Genomic DNA, 17,962 nt, shown 5'->3' with positions numbered 1-17,962 from the left:
TTGGCAAACTGTGGCAAACAGATACAGCGCCTCCCGGCGCGCTTTCTCCACAGGTGCCCCTATGTCCGCGTCTTATCGCCGCCCCGTTCCCGAGCACGCCCGCGTCGTCATCATCGGCGGCGGCATCATTGGCTGCAGCGTGGCCTAYCACCTCACCAAGCTGGGCTGGAAAGACGTGGTGCTGCTCGAACAGGGCCAGCTCTCCTGCGGCACCACCTGGCACGCGGCCGGCCTGGTCGGGCAGTTGCGCGCACAGGAGAGCATGACCAGACTGATCCGCTATTCGACGCGCCTCTATAGCGAGCTGGAAGCGGAGACCGGACTGGGCACCGGCTGGAAGCAGTGCGGCTCGCTTTCGGTGGCGCGCACCGCCGAGCGCATGACCCAGCTCAAGCGCACGGCGGCGGTGGCGCGTGCTTACGGCGTGGATTGCGAGGTGATCTCCCCCCGCCAGGCCGGCGAGCTGTGGCCAGTGATGCGCACGGACGACCTGCACGGCGCGGTGTGGCTGCCTGGCGATGGCAAGGCGAATCCCACCGATCTCACCCAGGCGCTGGCGCGCGGCGCCCGCAGCCGCGGCGCGGTCATCGTGCAGGACACCAAGGTCACGGCGATCCATACCCGTGACGGCCGCGCCGCGGGTGTGAGCTGGCAGGACAAGCAGGGCGCGGGCGGCCGTATCGAGGCGGAAATCGTGGTGAACTGCGCAGGCCAGTGGGCCAGGCAGGTAGGCCGCCTGTGCGGCGTGACCGTGCCGCTGCATTCGGCCGAGCATTACTACATCGTCACCGAGCGCATTGCCGGCGTGCACCCGGACCTGCCGGTGATGCGCGACCCGGACGGGTTTATTTACTTCAAGGAGGAAGTGGGCGGGCTGGTGATGGGCGGTTTCGAGCCCAACGCCAAACCCTGGGGCATGCAAGGCATTCCCGAGCCGTTCGAGTTCCAGCTCCTGCCCGACGACTGGGACCAGTTCGAGATCCTGATGCAGAACGCGCTGCAGCGCGTGCCGGCGCTGGAAACGGCCCAGGTGAAGCAGTTCTACAACGGCCCCGAGTCCTTCACGCCAGACAACAACTTCATCCTGGGCGAAGCGCCCGAGCTGCGTCACTTCTACGTGGGCGCGGGCTTCAACTCGATGGGCATTGCCTCGGCTGGCGGCGCCGGCATGGCGCTGGCGGAGTGGATCGTGGCGGGCGAGCCCACCATGGACCTGTGGCCGGTCGACATCCRCCGCTTTGCCGGCTTCAACGGCAACGAAAGCTGGCTGCACGACCGCGTCAAGGAAACCCTGGGACTGCATTACGCCATGCCCTGGCCCAATCGCGAACTCGATACCGCGCGGCCTTTCCGCCGCTCGCCGCTGTACGCCCACCTGCGCGACGCCGGCGCCAGTTTCGGCAGCAAGATGGGCTGGGAGCGGCCGAACTTCTTTGCGCCCGCCGGGGAGACGCCGGAGATCCGGTACGCGTTCGGCCAGCAAAACTGGCTGCCATGGAGCGGCGCCGAGCATCGCGCCTGCCGCGAGGGCGTGGCGCTGTTCGACATGAGCTCCTTCTCCAAGTACATCGTCAAGGGCGCCGATGCCGAGGCCGTGCTGCAGCAACTGATGAGCAACGACGTTGCAGTGCCGCCGGGGCAGACGGTCTACACCGCGATGCTCAACGAAGGCGGCACCTATGAGTCCGACCTGACCGTGACCCGGCTGGCGCAAGACCAGTACCTGCTGGTGACAGGCTCGGCGCAGACCACGCGCGATTTCAGCTACATCGAACGGCTGATCCCCGCCGACCAGCGTTGCGCCATCGTCGACGTAACCGGCCAGTACGCGGTGCTGGCGGTGATGGGACCGCGCTCGCGCGAGCTGTTGCAGAGCGTCTCGCGCGCGGACTTCTCCAGCGCGGCCTTTCCCTTCGGCAGCTCGCGCGAGATCGACCTGGGCTACGCCACCGTGCGCGCGACGCGCCTGACATATGTAGGCGAGCTTGGGTGGGAACTGTATGTGCCCGTGGAGTTCGCCGTAGGCGTCTACGAGACCTTGCACGCAGCGGGCAAACCGCTCGGGCTGGTTAATGCCGGCTACTACGCCATCGAATCGCTGCGCATCGAAAAAGGCTACCGCGCCTGGAGCCGCGAGCTGACCACCGGCATCCATCCCTTCGAGGCCGGGCTGTCCTTCGCCTGCAAACTGGACAAGCCGATTCTTTTCCGGGGACGTGAAGCGCTGCTGAAGCTGCGCGCGTCAGGCGGCGGCGCCCAGGTGAAACGGCGCGTGGCCGTGCTGACGCTGGACGGCGCCAGCCAGGCCATGCTGTGGGGCGGAGAGGCGGTGCTGCGCACCGGTCCGGATGGCACGGTACGCCCGGCCGGCTTTATCACCTCGGCGGCCTTCGGCCATACGCTCGGTTGCCCGGTGGGCCTGGCGCTGCTGCAGCGTGAAGATGGCGCGGCCAATGCGGAATGGATCGCCGCCGGCAAGTACCACGTTGACCTGGCTGGCGAATTAATACCTGCCAGCGTGCATCTGCGGCCGCCTTACGATCCGGGCAACGCCAGGGTCAGGGTGTGATGCGCTGATGCGCGCGGTGAAATGGCGTGCGGAGCGCCGGGGTGCCGCGTAACAGGAGCCGGACACTGGTGTCCAGCCGAACCGCGTGCGATGCCGGCACCCCGGTGGCAATGCTCAGCTTGACTTGCCGTCGGCGCCGGGAGCGGCAGCCGCTTGATTGGACTTCAGCGCGCAGGGGGTCTGCGCTTGCTGCTTCGCTTGCGCCTGCTTCTGGGCGCGAGCGCGCTCGATGACGGTCCAGTCCGGACCGGCAAGGGCCGGCAACGAGGAAGCGAGGGCGGTGACGCTAAGCAGCGCCAGCACGATGGTTTTCATGATTTGTCTTGAGACAGGGATAGCAATCGGGGATCTTGATACTTGCTGGCCAGCCCCCCGGGCGAGGGAACCCAGGGGCCGGACCGGCCGCGCTGTATCAGGCGCTGGCCTGGCTGTTGGCTGCCGCGCCATGCGCCGGCGAAGCCGACACGCCGGACAGGTCGCGGCCGGCAAGTTCCAGAGCCGCGGAGACGCCGCCATGCGCGCCGTCCGTGAACGGGTCGCGGCGGTCGTTGGCACGCGCACCGTCGGTAAACGCATCGCGGCGGTCATTGACGCGTGCGCCGTCGGTGAACGGGTCGCGCTTGCCGTTGTGCAGTGCGTAGCCGTACTTGTCGCCGGCGCTGGTGCTATCTTTCGGACCCGTTGCGTTGGCTTGCGTCGATGCCAGTACGCAGACACCGAAGGCGGCTGCGGAAACGAGGGTCGTGAAGAGCTTCTTGTTCATGATGCTGCTTGATTCCAGAATTTGGCGGCACTTTCCACTTAACGTGGAGCGGGATAGGCGGATCTGCGTCCCGCATGTCGTCTGTTTCGCCTTTTGATCTGCACCGGCGCGATGAGCAGCGCGGTACAGGTCCATAGTGTAGTCACGGCGAATCATTCCTGTGATGAATTAAACGTCTCGTCTTCAGTCGTTTTTTTCACAATCCACAACCAGGCGAAGTCCTTTGCCGCAACGGGGCCGGCGCCCGCCGGCGGCTCGCTGATCTTCTGTACGTTCACCACGTATATGCAGAAGTACCTGATGAACTCCGCGGGCATGTCCATCAGGACGGCAAGCACGGCGATGACCGGCTGCCTGTTCCTCTACATGTGCATGCAGCCGCTGTCCGGCGCCTTGTCGGACCGCATCGGCCGGCGCAGCAATATGCTGGCCTTCGGCGCGCTCGGCGTGGGACTTGCCTATGCCATCTCCAATGCGATCTTCGGCGGCTCGGCCGAATACGTGACGCTGGCCTTGAAATCGGCGGGGCACCAATCGTCCTTCTACTGGTACGTGACGGCAATGATGGCCCTGGCGTTCGTGGTCAGCTTGCGCCTGCCACGGGAAGCCAGGCACCTGCGCCACGAGGATTGAGGCGAGCGGCGGGAAGCGCTAGCCCTCGCACCCCCATGCCTGCAATTGTTCAGCAGTCGCGCCCGCGCCGCCGCAAACGATGACCAGCACATCCGTTGCCGCCATCACCGCCGCCGGCCGTTGCTCCAGGGCAGCCAATGCCGCGCCGCACGCCGGCTCCACGACGATGCGGTGCTCCGCCAGGAAGCGCAGGCATGCGCTGACCGCGGCCTTGTCCGAGACCACCTGGCTGACGATCGGATGCCGCGTGGACCACTCGACCGCCTTGTCGCAAGGGCGCTTCGCCCCCAACGAGGTCGCAATGCTGGTGACTGCCGGCAGTTCCACCGGCGCGCCTGCCGCCAGCGAGGCCGCGTAGGATTCGGCGCCAACGGTCTCGGCCGCAATGACCGGCACGTCGCCCCAGCCGTTCCGGTGCAGCCCGGCGAGCACGCCGCACAGCAAGCCGCCGCCACCCACCGACAACACCGCGGCGCCGGGCTTGATGCCGGTGGCAGCGACCTCGTCGATCATGGTCGCGTGGCCTTCCCAAAGCAGGGGATCGTCGAAGGGATGGATGAATGCGTAGTCCTGCTTCATCAACGAGAGCGCGTGATCGTTTGCCTCGCTCCATGCGCGTCCGTGAACGATCAGTTCGGCGCCTTCCATGCGGATGCGCTCGCGCGCCGCGGCGGATGTGCTTTCGGGCACGACGACAGTGACCGGCACGCCGAGAAGCCGCCCGCTATAGGCGACGGCAATGCCGGCATTACCGCCGGAAGAGCAGACGAAGTGCTTTGCCCCCCGCGCCTTGTGGACCCGGCAAGCATGGCCGATTCCCCTCGCCTTGAACGAGCCGGGGGGCTGAAGCGCTTCCATCTTGAACCACACCGACCGGCCCAGCCGCTGCGAATAGGACGTGGATCTCAGCAGCGGCGTGACGATATGCAGGTCAGGTTCGTGCGCTGCCCCGCCAGGGGCGCCCGGCAGTGCGTGGTCAGAATTGGACATGTGAAGCGTGTTGGTTCGGCAATGAGGGATGCTGCATGGTAGGAGCCGGACCGCCATGCGGTCAAATGCTTGCTGAATGCGGAAGCTATACTTTCAAGGCATAGGCCTGGCACCGTCATGGCGACGGGATTCGCCAGCGGCACGAGATCCCCGGAGCAAAGACAGCACGAATGCGCAACATCGAAACCCGGCACTTACGCTACTTCATCGCCGTCGCGGAGGAAGGCAGCATCATTGCGGCCTCCCGGGCCCTGAACATCACCCAGCCAGCCTTGTCGCGGCAGATCCAGGACCTGGAGGGCGCCATTGGCGTCCCTTTGTTCGAGCGGCATGCCATGGGGGTGCAGCTTACCGATGCCGGGGTGAGCTATCTGCAGGATGCGAAGCAATCCCTGCTGCAGCTGGAACAGGCGCGCGATCGCGCCCATCGCATTGCGCAGGGGCAGACCGGTTCGTTCAGGCTGGGCATCATGCCGAGCTACCTGGCTTCACCGGTCACGCTGTCGATTCTCGAACACTATCGGGAGCACAACCCGGAGATCCTGCTGTCGATCGAGCCTCTGCTGTCATTGCAACAGGCGCAGGCGCTCAGAAGCGAGGAGCTCGACGGCGGCATCATGGCCTGGCGCACGGCGGACGATGCCAGCCTGAGCGGCATCCGCTTGTACCGGGAGCACTTCGTGCTGGCGGTGCCGGCGCAAGCCTCGCCGCCCGCCAGGCGCCCGAGGCGGCTGGCCGATATCGCCGGCGAACGCTTTGTCTGGTTCAGCCGGGAAAAATCGAGCGCGCAGCACAGCCTGCTGATGGCGGCCTGCGCGAACGCGGGCTTTGCCCCGCACATCGTCCAGATCGGCACCGACACGCCGACCATCCTCGGGCTGGTGGCCGCGGGCATGGGATGCGCGCTGGTGCCAGCCAGTTCGCAGCTGCATGCGCCACCGGCTGTTGCCTTCATCGCGCTGGCCGACCTGACTGAGCGCGTCGATATCGAGTTCGTGTACTCGGCGGCGCGCCGCTCGCCGCGCGTCCAGCGCTTTATCGAGTCCGTGCGGCACGTCACCGGCAAGAAGGCGAAATCCGCACGCGGCAATGCCTAGTGGTGCTCGCTTGGGTGCTCGCCTGCCGCAGTGTGCTCCTCCACCTTGGGGCTGTTCTGCCATCCTCCGCCCAGCGCCAGGAAGAGGTTGATCTGGTTAATGGCGACCTGGCTGTCCGATGCCGCCAGCGCGGCATCGGCCCCGGCCAGTGTGCGGTCGGCATCGAGACTGGACAGATAGGGCACGCGGCCCGCCTGGTACAGCATCCGGTGCTGCCGCGCCACTTCATTGGCGTCGTCGCGCGCCACGCGCAAGGACTGGTTGCGCTCCAGTTCGCTGGTGTAGGCGCTGAGCGCCGTCTGGGTTTCCTGCAACGCCTTCAGCACCACGCCATCGAAGCGGGCCAGCGCGGCGTCAGCGCCGGCTTCCATGCCGTGGATGCGCGGGCGCACGCCGTTGGTGGGCAGGTTCCAGGTCAGTAGCGGGCCCATGCTCCAGCGGGCGGTCGGACCCGTGCCGAGGTCGCTGAGCAGGCCGCTCAGGCCGGCCGACGCGCCGATGCGGATGGAGGGGTAGAGATCGGCAGTGGCCACGCCAATCTTCGCCGTGGCGGAGGCCAGTTCGCGCTCCGCCTGCCGTACGTCCGGCCGGCGCTTGAGCAGCGTCGCACCGTCCCCTACCGGAATCGCCTGGCGCAGCCGCGGTTCCTCCTTGCACTCGGATTCGGCCTCGGGCAGTGCCGCCGGCGGCTTGCCCAGCATGACCGCGAGCCGGTACGCCGCGCTTTCCTTTTCCGCCCTGAAGCGTGGCAGTGCCGCGCGCAGGGTCTCGGCTTGCGCCCGGGCACGCAGCATGTCGGTGGGCTGGCCACGGCCGGCGGCCACCATCTTGCCGGCGATCTCCACGCCACGCGACTGCAAGGCAAGCTGGTGCTCCGCCACTTCCAGCTCATGCGTGGCGGCGCAGCCCTGCACATAGGCGCGCACGGTTTGCGCCACCACGCTGACCCGGGCCGCGTCCAGCGCGGCCTGGCTCGCCTCCGCGCTGGCCAGCGCGGCCTCGTCGGCGCGGGCCAGCTTGCCGAAGAAATCCACCAGGTAGGACACCGAGAAGCCGAAGTCGCCCAGATTGAAGACCGGTATCTTCTCTTTGATCAGGAAGCTCTCGCCGGCGATCTGCGCGCGCTCGGCCTTGGCTGACAACGCCGCTTGCGGCAGGTTCTCCGACTCGACCTCGTGGTAGATCGCAATGGCGCGCCGCAGGTTGGCGGCGGCAACGCGCAGGTCGGTATTGGCGGTCAGCGCCTGCCGGACCAGCTTGTCGAGCCTGGGGTCGTCATACAGGCGCCACCAGTCGTCCGGCACCGGCGCGACGGAGACGGCCGGGTTCGCCGTGCCAAGCAAGGGGCCGTTGGCCTCCGGCGCGCGCACGGCGGCTTGCTCGGGCACGTGGTAATCGGGGCCCACCGTGGTGCAGGCGAACAGCAGCGGCGCCAGCGTGGGCAGCAAGGCCAGGCGGAACTTGCTCATCGCGCGCCCTCCTCGTCACGCAGGACGGGAATGCCCTTGCGGGGCTCCGCCACGGACACCGTCGCCGTGCGGCCCGATACGAGCCGCACCCCGGATGGCACGTCGTCAAGCACGATGCGCACCGGCACCCGCTGCGCCAGCCGCACCCAGTTGAAAGTGGGGTTCACGTTCGGCAACAGGTTGGAGCCGTTGCTGCGGTCGCGGTCCTCGATGCCGGCGGCAATGCTCTGCACATGTCCGTGCAGGAGGGTGCGCTCGCCCATGATGCGCACCGTGACGGGGTTCCCGATGCGGATGCCGTGCAGCTTGGTCTCCTCGAAATACCCTTCGACGTGGAAGGAGTCCGTGTCGACCATCGACAGCACGGGCCGGCCCGTGGTGACGTAGTCGCCCAGCCGCGGCAGGCGGTCGTTGAGAAAGCCTTCCACCGGGCTGACCACGCTGGTGCGGGCAAGGTTGAGTTTCGCCAGGGCGACGGCGGCTTCGGCTTGCGCCAGCGCCGCTTCGCCCTGCTGCACCCTGGCCTGCCCTTCCTCCACCACTTCCGTGGCGACCACCTCGGACAGGTTGCGGTTGCGGGCGGCCTCCCGGCGCGCCTGCGCCAGCGTCGCGCGCTGCGCGGCTGCCGTCGCCATGGCTTGTTGCAGCGCCAGCTGATAGCGGTCCTGGTCGATCACGAACAGCACCTGCCCGCGCCGCACGCGCTGGTTGTCCTTGACCAGGATGTGCGTGACCAGCCCGGAAACATCGGGGGCAACCTGCACCACGTCGGCGCGCACGTGGCCATCGCGCGTCCATGGCGCGATGGTGTAGTAGTCCCACAGGTGCCGGACGACGAACAGGGCGGCAACCGTGGCAAGCACGGTCAGCAGTACGGGGCCCAACAAACGGAATTTGAGTTTCATGATTGCAGCGAGCGGGCCATGGCGACCACGCCACCCAGCACGATCAGGTAAAGGGCGAGATTGAACAGCGACCGGTGCCAGACCAGCCGGTAGAAACCCACGCGGGCGAGCACCGCGCGCATGCCGGCGGTGATGGCAAAGGTGAGCAGCATCAGCGCGAGCAGGCCCGGCACGAACACGCCGTAGATATCGATTTCCGCGCTCAGCATTTGTGTTCCGCCTGCAAGGGAAGCGGCAAGCCGGGCAAGGCATCCGCCGGCCGCGCCGTCGCCGGCTCCGCCGGATATAAGGTGACACGGAGGGCGATCAGCGCGGCGAGCGCATGGCGGGCGCTCTCGCCCAGGGCTCCCGCGCTGTCGGATTGCAGGGCGACCTCGCGAATCGCCTTGTCGATCCGCTCGGACAGCGCGTCCGGGGGCGCCATCGCATGCCCGGCTTTCAGCCGTGCGCGGAAATGCAGCGCAACCGCATTCAGCACCCTGGTCACGCCCCGGCGCGCGGCCGGGCGCAAGGCTGGCAGGTTGCGCTGCAGCGCCAGCGCGCCAAACCCGACCTGCAGTTCGGCAAAGCCATCCGACGACATCTTGTCGTCGCTGGCCGCGAGCCGGGGCACGAGCTGGCTGAGCCGGTCGAGCATGCGGCCACCCAGCTTTGCCTGCTCGCCGGGCTCGCGCCGGGTCGCGGCCTGCGCCAGGTCCTTCCAGCTGGCGCGGATCAGCCGGTGCGCGGCCACGCGGGCGCCGAACGGCCGCGTGGCCATGGCCCACAGCGGCGCGAACAGCATGCCGCCGATACTGGCAAGGCTGCTGTTGAAGGTACCAAGGAAATTCGTATCGTAGACACTCTGCACATTGGCGAAGGAGGCCGTATTGACCGACAGCAGCATGGCGATCAGGTTGAAGCCCGGCCGCGAGATCAGCATGCCGATGCCCATGTAGGGCACCGCCAGCATGCCCACCAGGGTTTCGAAGTTGTGCGCGTTCGGCACCACCAGGAACAGGTAGAAGGAAGAGACGGCGAAACAGAAACAGCTCCAGCGCAAAAAGGAATGCGCCACCGGCCGCGGCTCCTCGATGGTGGCAAAGAAGCAGCACGCGATCGACGCCACCGCGACCGACCCCGCCCCGTCCTCCCATCCCGAGACGATCCACAGCATCCCCGCGCAGAACACGGCGAGGCTGGTCGAGCACGCATAGAACAGCAGCATGGCGTGATCGTGGTGATGCGCCCGGTCCGCACGGTCGGCTCGGTGGCTACTGCGGCCGCGGTGCGCCGCCGCCGCGCCCGCCGCCTGGTCGCCGATGCCGCGCTGCAAGGCGTGGCAGTCTTCGCACACCTCCGCCAGCTTGCGCAGGTGATCGTTGGCGGTGGCGACCAGGCCGGCATGCCAGCCCGGCGCCTTCCCGTATCCGGCCCACGGCCCGGCCGCCGGCTCCAGCGCGGGCGGCGGGCCATCGAAGCCAGCGCGGATCCAGCCCGACATGTCGGCCATATGGCGTGCCAGGTGCTCCGGAATGCCGGCCGTGTGGCGCCGCAGGGCCTGCAGGACAGCCGCCAGCGAAGACAGCACAGGCAGCAGCATCGTCATCCGCTCGCGCAAGGCGCGCGCATGGCGCAGGGTGTCCGCGCTTTCCGTGTCGTAGGACAGCTGTGTGATCAACTGGTCCAGCGCGAGGATATCGGCGGCCAGCCGGTGGCGGCTGCCATGGCGCGTGGCATTGGCGTCCGGATCGGCGGACAACATGTCGGTTGCCCAGAGCGCCGCGTCCGCCAGCCAGGTGGCGGAGCGGGCGCGCAGCGCCGGTGCCACCTTTGCCGGAAAGACGATGGCGCCCACCATGCCGGCGCAGACGATGCCGATGACAATCTCCTCGATGCGCGCAACGGCAATGTCGAAGACCTGCGCGGGTTCGCTGACCGAGGGCAGCGCCACGATCGGCAGCGTGTAGGCCGCCAGCAGGAACACATAGCTGCGCGGCGTGCGTTGCAGCAGCGAGAGATAGAGCAAGGCGCCGGTCCAGAGTGCGATCGCCCCCATCAGCATGACGGGCGCGTTGACCAGCAAGGGCACCGTGACCACGGCGGCGGTCGCGCCCAGCAGCGTGCCCACCACGCGATAGGCCGCCTTGGAGCGGGTGGCGCCCGTCAGCGGATGCGACACGAAATAGACGGTTGCCATGGCCCAGTACGGGCGGGGCAAGCCCAGTGCCAGCGCGATATAAAGCGCCAGCATCGAAGCGGCGAATGCTTTCAGCGAAAAGAGCCACTGCCGTGCGCTCGGCCAGCTAGGCATGACGCGAACCTGTTGTTTTTTGGGGGGCGCTCGATGTATTCACGCCGGCGTGGCACGCTGGCGGACAGGGGCGATGAACCAGGACGATCGGGCCGGCCGGCTAGGTGTTCCGCCCAAGGCGGCGTGCAACGGGACGCAGGCGCATCGCACGGGGGGCGGCGATGGCGGTTGGGCGCGTTTGCGCACGGGCATTCATCTTGTCTTCCTTGGCTTCCAGATCCGGCGCCGGGTTCCTGCAACGGCAGCCCGGCGCCGCATAGAAAAGAAGTGTAGCCAACTGGCGGCCATTCCGAACATGATTTAAAATTGCCAATCATATTCGCTTTTTTCATGGCAAAGGAAGTCCCCCATGCCCATCGATATCCGTGCCCTGCGGTACTTTGTGGAAACCGTGCGCCTCAAGAGCTTCACCCAGGCGGCAACCTCCCTGTTCGTCACGCAGTCCACCATCAGCAAGATGGTGCGGCAGCTGGAAGACGAGATTGGCCAGCCGCTGCTGATCCGCGCGGGCAAGCAGGTCCAGTTGACCGACGTGGGGCGGGTGGTCTACGAACGCGGGCAGGAAGCGCTGGGCGTGGTGCACCGGCTCACGCTGGAAGTGGCCGACCTCTCCTCCCTGGGCCGTGGCCAGCTCACGGTAGGGATTCCGCCCATGGCCAACCTGTTCTTCTCGCCGGCCGTCAGCGCCTTCCGCCAGCGCTATCCCAACCTGGACCTGAACCTCGCCGAGCATGGCGGCCACATGGTGGAACAGCAAGTGGCGAGTGGGGAGCTTGAAGTCGGCGCAACGGTGTTGCCCAGGGATAGCGACCTTGCCCTGGCCACGCGCGAGTTCGCCAAGTATCCGATCTGGGTGGCGGGATCACGCAAGGCCAGCTGGGCCAAGAACAAGACCGTCACCCTGGCGGCGCTGCGCGACGAGCCCCTGCTGCTGCTGACAGAAGACTTCTCCCTGACCCGGAAGCTGCGGCAAGCCTTCCTCGAGGCCCGCATCGAACCGCGGGTCGTGGCGCAAAGCGGACACTGGGAATTCCTCGCCTCGATGGCGGCGGCCGGGCTGGGCACCACCTTCCTGCCGCAGCCGCTGCTGTCCAAGCTGCAGCTCGAGGACAAGCTGGCCGTGGCGCGGCTGACGGAGCCCACCATGGACTGGGCGCTGGCGCATATCTGGGCGCAGGGACGGTATCAGTCGCACGCGGCGCGGGCGTGGTTGTCGGTATGCGCGGAAGTTCTGGGGGCTTGAGGGTGGGTCTTGTGGGCAGGCGGGGAATGCTGACGCCGCCTTTCCCATGGGAGCGGGAATCAGGAATCGCCTCCGGCGACACATTTACTTCGAGAACGCCTCAAACACCAACTGCCGCAACCACTGGCTGGCCGGCTCCCGATTGTTCCGGGCATGCCAGAGCACGTTGATCACAATATCGGGAATCTTGACCGGGCACGCCGCCGCCTCCAGGCCAAAGGGCTTTAGCGTCCGCTCCGCATAGGCCTCCGGCACTACCGCAATCATGTCCGTCGTCTGCAGGATATGGCCCACCGCCACGAAGTGCGGCACCCGCAGGCGCACCTGCCGCGGCACCCCCGCGCGCTGGATCACTTCGTCCACCATGCTGTGGCCGGTCCCGGCCGCCACGATCGCCACATGCTCGGCGTTGCTGAACGAACCGATCGTCATGCCCTCGCGCGCCAGCGGATGGCCCTTCCTGAAAATGCAGACGTAACGCTGCCGGAACAGGCGCCGCTGGAAGAAACCGGCCTTGAGATCCGGCATGAAGCCGATCGCCAGGTCGACGCGCCCGCTTTCCATCTCCTCGCGCAAGTTGACCGTATGGTTGCGCACCGTGCTGATGGTCACGCCCGGCGCCACCTTCGACAGCCGCTTCATCAGGTCAGGCAGGAAATAGATCTCGCCGATATCCGTCATGGCGATGGTGAAGTTGCGCGTGCTCGATGCCGGCTCGAAGGCTGACTGCGCATTGAGCGTGTTGTGGATGGCACCAAGCGCATAGCCGATCGGCTCCGCGAGATTCTCCGCGAACGGCGTGGGCACCATGCCCCTGGATGTCCGCAGGAACAGTTCGTCGCCAAGCAGCTTGCGCAAGCGATTGAGCGCGTTGCTGATGGCGGGCTGGGAAATGCCCAGCGCCTCCGCCACCGCGGAAACGCGGCGCAGGCGAAGCAATTCGTTGAACACGACCAGCAGGTTCAGGTCGATTTCCCGCAGTTCCATTCCGCCTCCTTTATCACTCACAGTGATATGACGTATCACCTTCCTTCTATTTATTTATTTTACCTGCCGCGCCAATATGCGGACAACGACAGCAAGCATCGTTGGAGACAAAGCCCCATGGAAGTATCCATTCATCCGCTCGCGCGCACGCTCCACGTGCAGCCCGGCGACAACCTGCTGGACGTGCTGCGCGCCAACCAGGTTCCTATTTCATACAGCTGCATGGCGGGACGATGCGGCACCTGCCGCTGCAAGATGGTGGGCGGCCGCGCGCTGGTTGCCGGGCCGGAGGATTCCCGCGCGCCCATGGCGGCGGGGGATACGGTGCTGGCGTGCCAGACCACGCTGGTGGAAAGCTGCGCGATCGAGATTCCCGAACTCGACGAAGTCGTGGTGCACCCGGCAAAGATCCTCAAAGGCACGGTGACCGGCCTGGATGACCTCACACATGACATCAAGCGCGTTCGCGTGGGAATTCCGAAGCCGCTCGACTTCTCGCCCGGGCAGTACGCGACGCTGCAGTTCACGCCGCGCCATATCCGCCCCTACTCGATGGCGGTCGCCCATGGCGCCGATGAACTCGAGTTTCACATCCGGCTGGTGCCCGACGGGCGCGTCACGTCCTATGTGGCGTCGGAGTTGAAGGTCGGCGATGCCATCCGCGTCAGCGGTCCGCTGGGCACGGCCTACTTGCGGCGCAAGTGCGACGGCCCGGTAGTGTGCATTGCCGGCGGCACCGGCCTCGCCCCGATCCTGTCGATCCTGCGCGGCATGCTCGATGCCGGCATGCGCAATCCCGTGCATGTCTACTTTGGTGTCCGCACGCAGGCGGACGTGTATGGCCTGGAGTGGCTACGCGAACTGCAGGCGCGCCACGCCGCGCTGCACGTGCATGTAGTGGTGGCGGCAGCCGGCGACGGCGACGGCTTCCGGGGCGGCGTGGTGACCAAGGCGGTCGCTGACGACTGGGCACATATGGGCGGCTGGCGCGCCTATCTCGCCGGCGCCCCTGTCATGGTCGACGCCGCCTCCATCCTGCTCAGGCAGAGAGGCATCGATCCCGAGCACATCCACGCCGACGCATTCCATGCCAGCGGCGTCTGAGACATCCCGACAACAAACCACACGGAGACAAGCCATGCACGAACAGGCCATGTGCGAACAGGCTATTGCATTCAGGAAGAAGGAATGGAAGGACGAAGGCTCAAGCCGGATTCCGTTCTGGGCCTATACCGACGACGAAATCTACCGGCAGGAGCTGGAACGCTTCTTCTACTCGGGCCACTGGTGCTACATCGGGCTGGAAGCGGAAATCCCGAACCCGGGCGACTTCAAGCGCACGGCGGTCGGCGAGCGTTCGGTGATCGCCAGCCGTGCGGCGGACGGCGAGATCTATGTGGTGGAAAACGTCTGCGCGCACCGCGGCGTGCAGTTCTGCCGCGAGCGCTCCGGTAATCGCAAGGACTTCACCTGCCCCTATCACCAGTGGAACTACGACCTCAAGGGCAACCTTGTCGGCGTGCCGTTCCGGCGCGGCGTCAAGCTCGACGGCAAGGTCAATGGCGGCATGCCAGCCGACTTCGACCCGAAGGCGCACGGCCTGACCAAGCTCAAGGTCGCGCGGCGCAACGGCGTGATCTTCGCCTCGTTCGATCATGCGGTGCCCGAACTGGAGGACTATCTCGGCCCGGCCATCCTGGCCTACTTCGACAGGGTCTTCGATGGCCGCAAGCTGACTATCCTCGGCTACAGCCGCCAGCAGATTCCCGGCAACTGGAAGCTGATGCAGGAAAACATCAAGGATCCGTACCACCCCGGGCTGCTGCACACCTGGTTCGTGACGTTCGGGCTCTGGCGAGCCGACAACAAGTCGGAGCTCAGGATGGATGAGCACTTCCGCCACGCGGCGATGATCTCCACGCGCGGCCAGGGCGGCAAGGGCGAAGTGACCAGCGGCGTGTCCAGCTTCAAGGAGCAGATGAACCTGCACGACGACCGCTTCCTCGACGTGGTGAAGGAAGACTGGTGGGGCACGCCCACGGCGGTGATGATGACACTGTTCCCCAGCGTCATCATCCAGCAGCAGGTGAACTCGGTTTCCACCCGGCATATCCAGCCAGCCGGCCACGGCACGTTCAACTTCGTGTGGACGCACTTCGGCTTCGAGGACGACGATGCCGACATGACCCGGCGCCGGCTGCGCCAGGCGAACCTGTTCGGTCCGGCCGGCTTTGTCTCGGCCGACGACGGCGAAGTGATCGAGTTTTCCCAGCAGGGCTTCGAGCAGAAACCATTCCACCGGACGGTGGCGGAACTGGGAGGACGCGAGATCGGCGATACGGACCACATGGTGACCGAGACGCTGATTCGCGGCATGTACAACTACTGGCGGCGCGTGATGGAGGCTTGAGACATGCTCGACTTTGAAACCTACTCGCAAGTGCTGGCGCTGTATGCGGACTACGCCGCGGCGCTCGACAACAACGAATGGGGGAAGTGGCCGGACTTCTTCACCGAGGCGTGCGTCTACAAGCTGCAGCCGCGCGAGAACTACGATGGCGGCTTCCCGCTTGCCACACTTTCCTTCGAGAGCCGCGGCATGCTCAGGGACCGCATCTACGGTGCGACCGAGACCATCTTCCATGATCCGTACTATCAGCGGCATGTGGTCGGCATCCCGCGCATCCTGAAGGCCGATGCGGAGCGGATCGACGCCGAGGCCAGCTATGCGGTCTTTCGTACCAAGCCGGACGGGCTGTCCACCGTGTACAACGTGGGCCGCTATATCGATGTGATCCGGCGCACCGGGGAGGGCTTGAAGTTTGAGTCCCGGCTATGCGTTTTCGATAGCGAGATGATCGCCAATTCCATTATTTACCCGATTTGAGGTGTGCCATGCCGAAGCAATGGATTCAAGTGATGCCACTGGTCGCGATTCCCAAGGATGATGTCGTGGCGGTTAATGCTGGTGGCCGGGAGATCGCGCTTTATAGCGTGGGGGATGAGATTTACGCGACGGATAATGCTTGCAGTCATGGTAACGCGCGGCTGTGTGATGGGTTTCTCGATGGACACGAAATTGAATGTCCGTTGCATCAGGGGAGGTTCGATGTGCGCACCGGGCGGGCTATGTGTGAGCCGCTGACTGGTGATATTGAGGTGTTTGGGGTGAGGGTTGAGGGTGGGGGGGTGTTTGTGGAGATTTAGGGGGGCTTTATTTGAGCGATGTCGGCATCTTGCACCCAAAGGAATACGACATCCCCCTGCGGGGGACGCCGGTCACTTTTCTTTGCGTTCGGCAAAGAAAACTAACGAAAAGAAAGCCGACCCTGCCGGGGGCAGAGCAATCGCGAATGCGAGGTCCAGGGGATTCGTCGTACGGCCACAGTTCTGCTGGCTTCTGCCGGTACCGGCTTGAAAGGCCACGAACCTGCCAGTTTCCAGGATTCGTGGTGGAGCCCCCGGTAKCCGAATGCTTGCCCATTCGACCATCTGCCGTTACCGGCGCGAACCACCACGACACATCGCCCGCCAGTGGTTTCGTGGTGGGGCGGGCGCGGTGGTCAAGGCCTCGGGCTTATCAAAGCGGTGCCACCGCGCCCGCGACGAAATAGAAATTGTGCAGCACTGATAATAAGAAAATTCATCACGCATCGGGACTTGTCCGATTGATCTCGATGAGGCACTAGGCACAAATGGGGGGCGATTTGCGCACATAGCCCATCTTGAGGGAGATCGTATGCAGGAAGACATGCAGCCCATCGGCATTTGGGAGGCTCAACCATGATGCGAAGAATTGCCTGCGTTGGCGACGTACTGGAGCGCGGCGGGAAGATCCTGCCTTATGCAGGCCTAGCTTGTACCTTTGGCGACCCAGGCCACCAGGCCGCACTGATCGGAGGCCAGGCTTACTGCGAAACCTGCAAGAGCACCGGCACGATTGCTAAGTCCGGCGGGCCGCGCCGGATGCAGTTCATGGGCGAGATTGCCCTGGACGGCGATATTGTCCTGTGCCAGTGCCCCACGCCGCCGCGCATTGTTGCTCTGCTTGCCGGCGAAAAGTGGTTCGAAGATATGGGCGCGCGCGACGGGGCATCCGGGTTGCGTGGCTCCGGTAATCCGGGGTTCACAGCTACGGGAGCTCAAGCCTATGGCTGGCATCGGCGCACCGGAAAACATCACCGGGTCTGATTCGCGGGACGCACTGGCATCGCCGCGTTCAGGAACTATTGGAGGCGCGATGGCGAAACGGCTGGCAACGCCAGCGGCGGTCACATTGACCTGTGGAATGGGTCGCGGCTGACGATCAGCAGCACTCCCGGCGTCGTTTCAACAATCGGTCGCAGCTTGGGATGGGATGCGTTCTTTCCCGGCACCCATTATGGGTGGTCGGATCTCGGGCGATCAACGGAGATACTCTTTTGGGAAATCAAGTAGGCTGGCGGCGCTTCGTTGTGACGGCAGCATTTGCCGGCGTCGGCGTGGCCAGTGTAGTCGCATGTTCCGTCATTGATGCGTACCTCTGTGACGTGTTCCTGCGCCTGTGCACGCCGCGGCCTGGGGCATGCGTTGGAATAGACGTGTGCCCTGCTGATGTCCGGATGCTGTTTGGCTTGATCCTGCTGATACCCGTTCCACCGGTTCTGTTTGGGGTGCTGGGGTTCGTGCTCAGCACGCGCGTCGAGAGAACCGGCCTGCTAGCCGTGGCGTTGGTGGCGACAATTCTCACGCATTGGGCAGTAACATTCGCCGCCACTAGAATTGTTGCGCTGTAGCAGCTAGGTATTGCGTGACATGAAGAAAAGTAAGTGCGCCCTGCCGGGCGCACCCAAAAGAAAGCGATCCTTGCAGGAGGCTGGTGTATCGGCATCGGCATCCTTGCCCATTCGCCCATTCGCCCATTCGCCCATCTGCCGGTGCCGGTGCCAGTGCCGGTGCGCACCATCACAACACATCACGTCGTGATGGTTTTGTGGTTGGGCGGGCGCGGAGGTGAAGCCCTCGGGCTCATCA

Annotated in this window: 20 protein-coding genes and 1 pseudogene; 12 read left to right on the top strand and 9 right to left on the bottom strand. The window is 65.5% G+C overall.

The genetic code is table 11. From position 1 onward, the window contains the following. Window positions 1-61 precede the first annotated feature (61 nt). Entirely contained in the window at window positions 62-2,569 is a 2,508-nt protein-coding gene (locus AC1DKD_RS16595; RefSeq protein WP_477143478.1) for a GcvT family protein, read from the top strand. 114 nt (window positions 2,570-2,683) lie between these two features. On the opposite strand, the gene AC1DKD_RS16590 is transcribed toward AC1DKD_RS16595, so the two are convergent. Together AC1DKD_RS16590 and AC1DKD_RS16585 are read right to left on the bottom strand one after the other, a co-directional pair. Further along, window positions 2,684-2,884, bottom strand: coding sequence for a hypothetical protein (locus tag AC1DKD_RS16590; protein WP_428180234.1), 201 nt, complete (start codon window positions 2,882-2,884; stop codon window positions 2,684-2,686). 97 nt (window positions 2,885-2,981) lie between these two features. Beyond that, on the bottom strand, window positions 2,982-3,332 hold the full coding sequence (locus AC1DKD_RS16585; RefSeq protein ID WP_441633221.1) for a hypothetical protein: 351 nt from the start codon (window positions 3,330-3,332) through the stop codon (window positions 2,982-2,984). 177 nt (window positions 3,333-3,509) lie between these two features. On the opposite strand from AC1DKD_RS16585, the pseudogene AC1DKD_RS16580 reads away from it, so the two are divergent. Next, window positions 3,510-3,965 (top strand): annotated as a pseudogene (locus tag AC1DKD_RS16580) (alpha-ketoglutarate permease); the annotation flags it as partial. Window positions 3,966-3,983: 18 nt separating this feature from the next. Here the strand turns inward: AC1DKD_RS16580 and AC1DKD_RS16575 are convergent. Beyond that, window positions 3,984-4,955 (bottom strand): pyridoxal-phosphate dependent enzyme, encoded by a 972-nt coding sequence (locus tag AC1DKD_RS16575; protein WP_441633219.1) that lies wholly within the window; start codon window positions 4,953-4,955, stop codon window positions 3,984-3,986. 170 nt (window positions 4,956-5,125) lie between these two features. Between AC1DKD_RS16575 and AC1DKD_RS16570 the strand changes: the two genes are divergently transcribed. After that, a complete protein-coding gene (locus tag AC1DKD_RS16570; RefSeq protein WP_441633217.1) occupies window positions 5,126-6,052 on the top strand; it encodes a LysR family transcriptional regulator in 927 nt (308 codons plus the stop codon). On the opposite strand, the gene AC1DKD_RS16565 is transcribed toward AC1DKD_RS16570, so the two are convergent. Genes AC1DKD_RS16565 through AC1DKD_RS16550 form a run of 4 tightly spaced genes read right to left on the bottom strand, consistent with a single transcriptional unit; the run spans window position 6,049 to window position 10,719 of the window. Next, window positions 6,049-7,521 (bottom strand): efflux transporter outer membrane subunit, encoded by a 1,473-nt coding sequence (locus tag AC1DKD_RS16565; protein ID WP_441633215.1) that lies wholly within the window; start codon window positions 7,519-7,521, stop codon window positions 6,049-6,051. The genes AC1DKD_RS16570 and AC1DKD_RS16565 overlap by 4 nt on opposite strands. After that, complete coding sequence (locus tag AC1DKD_RS16560) at window positions 7,518-8,426, bottom strand: efflux RND transporter periplasmic adaptor subunit (protein ID WP_441633213.1); 909 nt, start codon at window positions 8,424-8,426, stop codon at window positions 7,518-7,520. The genes AC1DKD_RS16565 and AC1DKD_RS16560 overlap by 4 nt, the downstream gene beginning before the upstream one ends. Beyond that, on the bottom strand, window positions 8,423-8,635 hold the full coding sequence (locus AC1DKD_RS16555; protein ID WP_045235883.1) for a DUF1656 domain-containing protein: 213 nt from the start codon (window positions 8,633-8,635) through the stop codon (window positions 8,423-8,425). The genes AC1DKD_RS16560 and AC1DKD_RS16555 overlap by 4 nt, the downstream gene beginning before the upstream one ends. After that, the gene (locus tag AC1DKD_RS16550; RefSeq protein WP_441633211.1) at window positions 8,629-10,719 is read right to left on the bottom strand and encodes an FUSC family protein; all 2,091 of its coding nucleotides are present in this window, start codon (window positions 10,717-10,719) and stop codon (window positions 8,629-8,631) included. The genes AC1DKD_RS16555 and AC1DKD_RS16550 overlap by 7 nt, the downstream gene beginning before the upstream one ends. A gap of 73 nt (window positions 10,720-10,792) precedes the next feature. Here AC1DKD_RS16550 and AC1DKD_RS16545 point away from each other — a divergent pair, with 73 nt between their 5' ends. Beyond that, on the top strand, window positions 10,793-11,023 hold the full coding sequence (locus AC1DKD_RS16545) for a hypothetical protein (RefSeq protein WP_441633210.1): 231 nt from the start codon (window positions 10,793-10,795) through the stop codon (window positions 11,021-11,023). Between the two features lie 45 nt (window positions 11,024-11,068). After that, complete coding sequence (locus tag AC1DKD_RS16540; protein WP_441633208.1) at window positions 11,069-11,962, top strand: LysR family transcriptional regulator; 894 nt, start codon at window positions 11,069-11,071, stop codon at window positions 11,960-11,962. 84 nt (window positions 11,963-12,046) lie between these two features. Here AC1DKD_RS16540 and AC1DKD_RS16535 read toward each other — a convergent pair whose 3' ends face one another. Beyond that, window positions 12,047-12,949 carry a LysR family transcriptional regulator gene (locus AC1DKD_RS16535; protein WP_441633206.1) on the bottom strand — a complete coding sequence of 301 codons (903 nt, stop codon included), beginning with the start codon at window positions 12,947-12,949 and terminating at the stop codon, window positions 12,047-12,049. A gap of 117 nt (window positions 12,950-13,066) precedes the next feature. On the opposite strand from AC1DKD_RS16535, the gene AC1DKD_RS16530 reads away from it, so the two are divergent. The 7 genes from AC1DKD_RS16530 to AC1DKD_RS16500 all read left to right on the top strand — a co-directional run bounded on the left by AC1DKD_RS16530 (window position 13,067) and on the right by AC1DKD_RS16500 (window position 17,724). After that, on the top strand, window positions 13,067-14,053 hold the full coding sequence (locus tag AC1DKD_RS16530) for a 2Fe-2S iron-sulfur cluster-binding protein (RefSeq protein ID WP_441633204.1): 987 nt from the start codon (window positions 13,067-13,069) through the stop codon (window positions 14,051-14,053). A 49-nt stretch (window positions 14,054-14,102) separates the two neighbouring features. Then, on the top strand, window positions 14,103-15,359 hold the full coding sequence (locus AC1DKD_RS16525) for an aromatic ring-hydroxylating dioxygenase subunit alpha (protein ID WP_441633255.1): 1,257 nt from the start codon (window positions 14,103-14,105) through the stop codon (window positions 15,357-15,359). 3 nt (window positions 15,360-15,362) lie between these two features. Further along, window positions 15,363-15,836, top strand: a complete 474-nt coding sequence (locus AC1DKD_RS16520) for an aromatic-ring-hydroxylating dioxygenase subunit beta (RefSeq protein WP_441633202.1) — start codon at window positions 15,363-15,365, stop codon at window positions 15,834-15,836. A gap of 8 nt (window positions 15,837-15,844) precedes the next feature. After that, window positions 15,845-16,156, top strand: coding sequence for a non-heme iron oxygenase ferredoxin subunit (locus tag AC1DKD_RS16515; protein ID WP_441633200.1), 312 nt, complete (start codon window positions 15,845-15,847; stop codon window positions 16,154-16,156). A gap of 576 nt (window positions 16,157-16,732) precedes the next feature. Next, complete coding sequence (locus AC1DKD_RS16510; protein ID WP_441633198.1) at window positions 16,733-17,140, top strand: PAAR domain-containing protein; 408 nt, start codon at window positions 16,733-16,735, stop codon at window positions 17,138-17,140. Window positions 17,141-17,158: 18 nt separating this feature from the next. Then, on the top strand, window positions 17,159-17,386 hold the full coding sequence (locus AC1DKD_RS16505) for a T6SS effector amidase Tae4 family protein (protein ID WP_441633253.1): 228 nt from the start codon (window positions 17,159-17,161) through the stop codon (window positions 17,384-17,386). Next, window positions 17,371-17,724, top strand: coding sequence for a hypothetical protein (locus tag AC1DKD_RS16500; RefSeq protein WP_441633196.1), 354 nt, complete (start codon window positions 17,371-17,373; stop codon window positions 17,722-17,724). The genes AC1DKD_RS16505 and AC1DKD_RS16500 overlap by 16 nt, the downstream gene beginning before the upstream one ends. Before the next feature lie 3 nt (window positions 17,725-17,727). Here AC1DKD_RS16500 and AC1DKD_RS16495 read toward each other — a convergent pair. Beyond that, window positions 17,728-17,962: hypothetical protein (locus AC1DKD_RS16495; RefSeq protein WP_477143477.1), on the bottom strand; the 235-nt coding region annotated here is incomplete at its 5' end.

Source organism: Cupriavidus sp. 05T313 (assembly GCF_056396665.1).
This window is presented reverse-complemented; position numbering and strand designations above follow the sequence as displayed.

Bases quoted from the DNA above. Each gene is read 5' to 3' on its own strand.
- AC1DKD_RS16590 (WP_428180234.1), bottom strand. From the start codon at position 2,884: ATGAAAACCATCGTGCTGGCGCTGCTTAGCGTCACCGCCCTCGCTTCC.
- AC1DKD_RS16585 (WP_441633221.1), bottom strand. From the start codon at position 3,332: ATGAACAAGAAGCTCTTCACGACCCTCGTTTCCGCAGCCGCCTTCGGT.
- AC1DKD_RS16575 (WP_441633219.1), bottom strand. From the start codon at position 4,955: ATGTCCAATTCTGACCACGCACTGCCGGGCGCCCCTGGCGGGGCAGCG.
- AC1DKD_RS16570 (WP_441633217.1), top strand. From the start codon at position 5,126: ATGCGCAACATCGAAACCCGGCACTTACGCTACTTCATCGCCGTCGCG.
- AC1DKD_RS16565 (WP_441633215.1), bottom strand. From the start codon at position 7,521: ATGAGCAAGTTCCGCCTGGCCTTGCTGCCCACGCTGGCGCCGCTGCTG.
- AC1DKD_RS16560 (WP_441633213.1), bottom strand. From the start codon at position 8,426: ATGAAACTCAAATTCCGTTTGTTGGGCCCCGTACTGCTGACCGTGCTT.
- AC1DKD_RS16555 (WP_045235883.1), bottom strand. From the start codon at position 8,635: ATGCTGAGCGCGGAAATCGATATCTACGGCGTGTTCGTGCCGGGCCTG.
- AC1DKD_RS16550 (WP_441633211.1), bottom strand. From the start codon at position 10,719: ATGCCTAGCTGGCCGAGCGCACGGCAGTGGCTCTTTTCGCTGAAAGCA.
- AC1DKD_RS16545 (WP_441633210.1), top strand. From the start codon at position 10,793: ATGAACCAGGACGATCGGGCCGGCCGGCTAGGTGTTCCGCCCAAGGCG.
- AC1DKD_RS16540 (WP_441633208.1), top strand. From the start codon at position 11,069: ATGCCCATCGATATCCGTGCCCTGCGGTACTTTGTGGAAACCGTGCGC.
- AC1DKD_RS16535 (WP_441633206.1), bottom strand. From the start codon at position 12,949: ATGGAACTGCGGGAAATCGACCTGAACCTGCTGGTCGTGTTCAACGAA.
- AC1DKD_RS16530 (WP_441633204.1), top strand. From the start codon at position 13,067: ATGGAAGTATCCATTCATCCGCTCGCGCGCACGCTCCACGTGCAGCCC.
- AC1DKD_RS16525 (WP_441633255.1), top strand. From the start codon at position 14,103: ATGTGCGAACAGGCTATTGCATTCAGGAAGAAGGAATGGAAGGACGAA.
- AC1DKD_RS16520 (WP_441633202.1), top strand. From the start codon at position 15,363: ATGCTCGACTTTGAAACCTACTCGCAAGTGCTGGCGCTGTATGCGGAC.
- AC1DKD_RS16515 (WP_441633200.1), top strand. From the start codon at position 15,845: ATGCCGAAGCAATGGATTCAAGTGATGCCACTGGTCGCGATTCCCAAG.
- AC1DKD_RS16510 (WP_441633198.1), top strand. From the start codon at position 16,733: ATGATGCGAAGAATTGCCTGCGTTGGCGACGTACTGGAGCGCGGCGGG.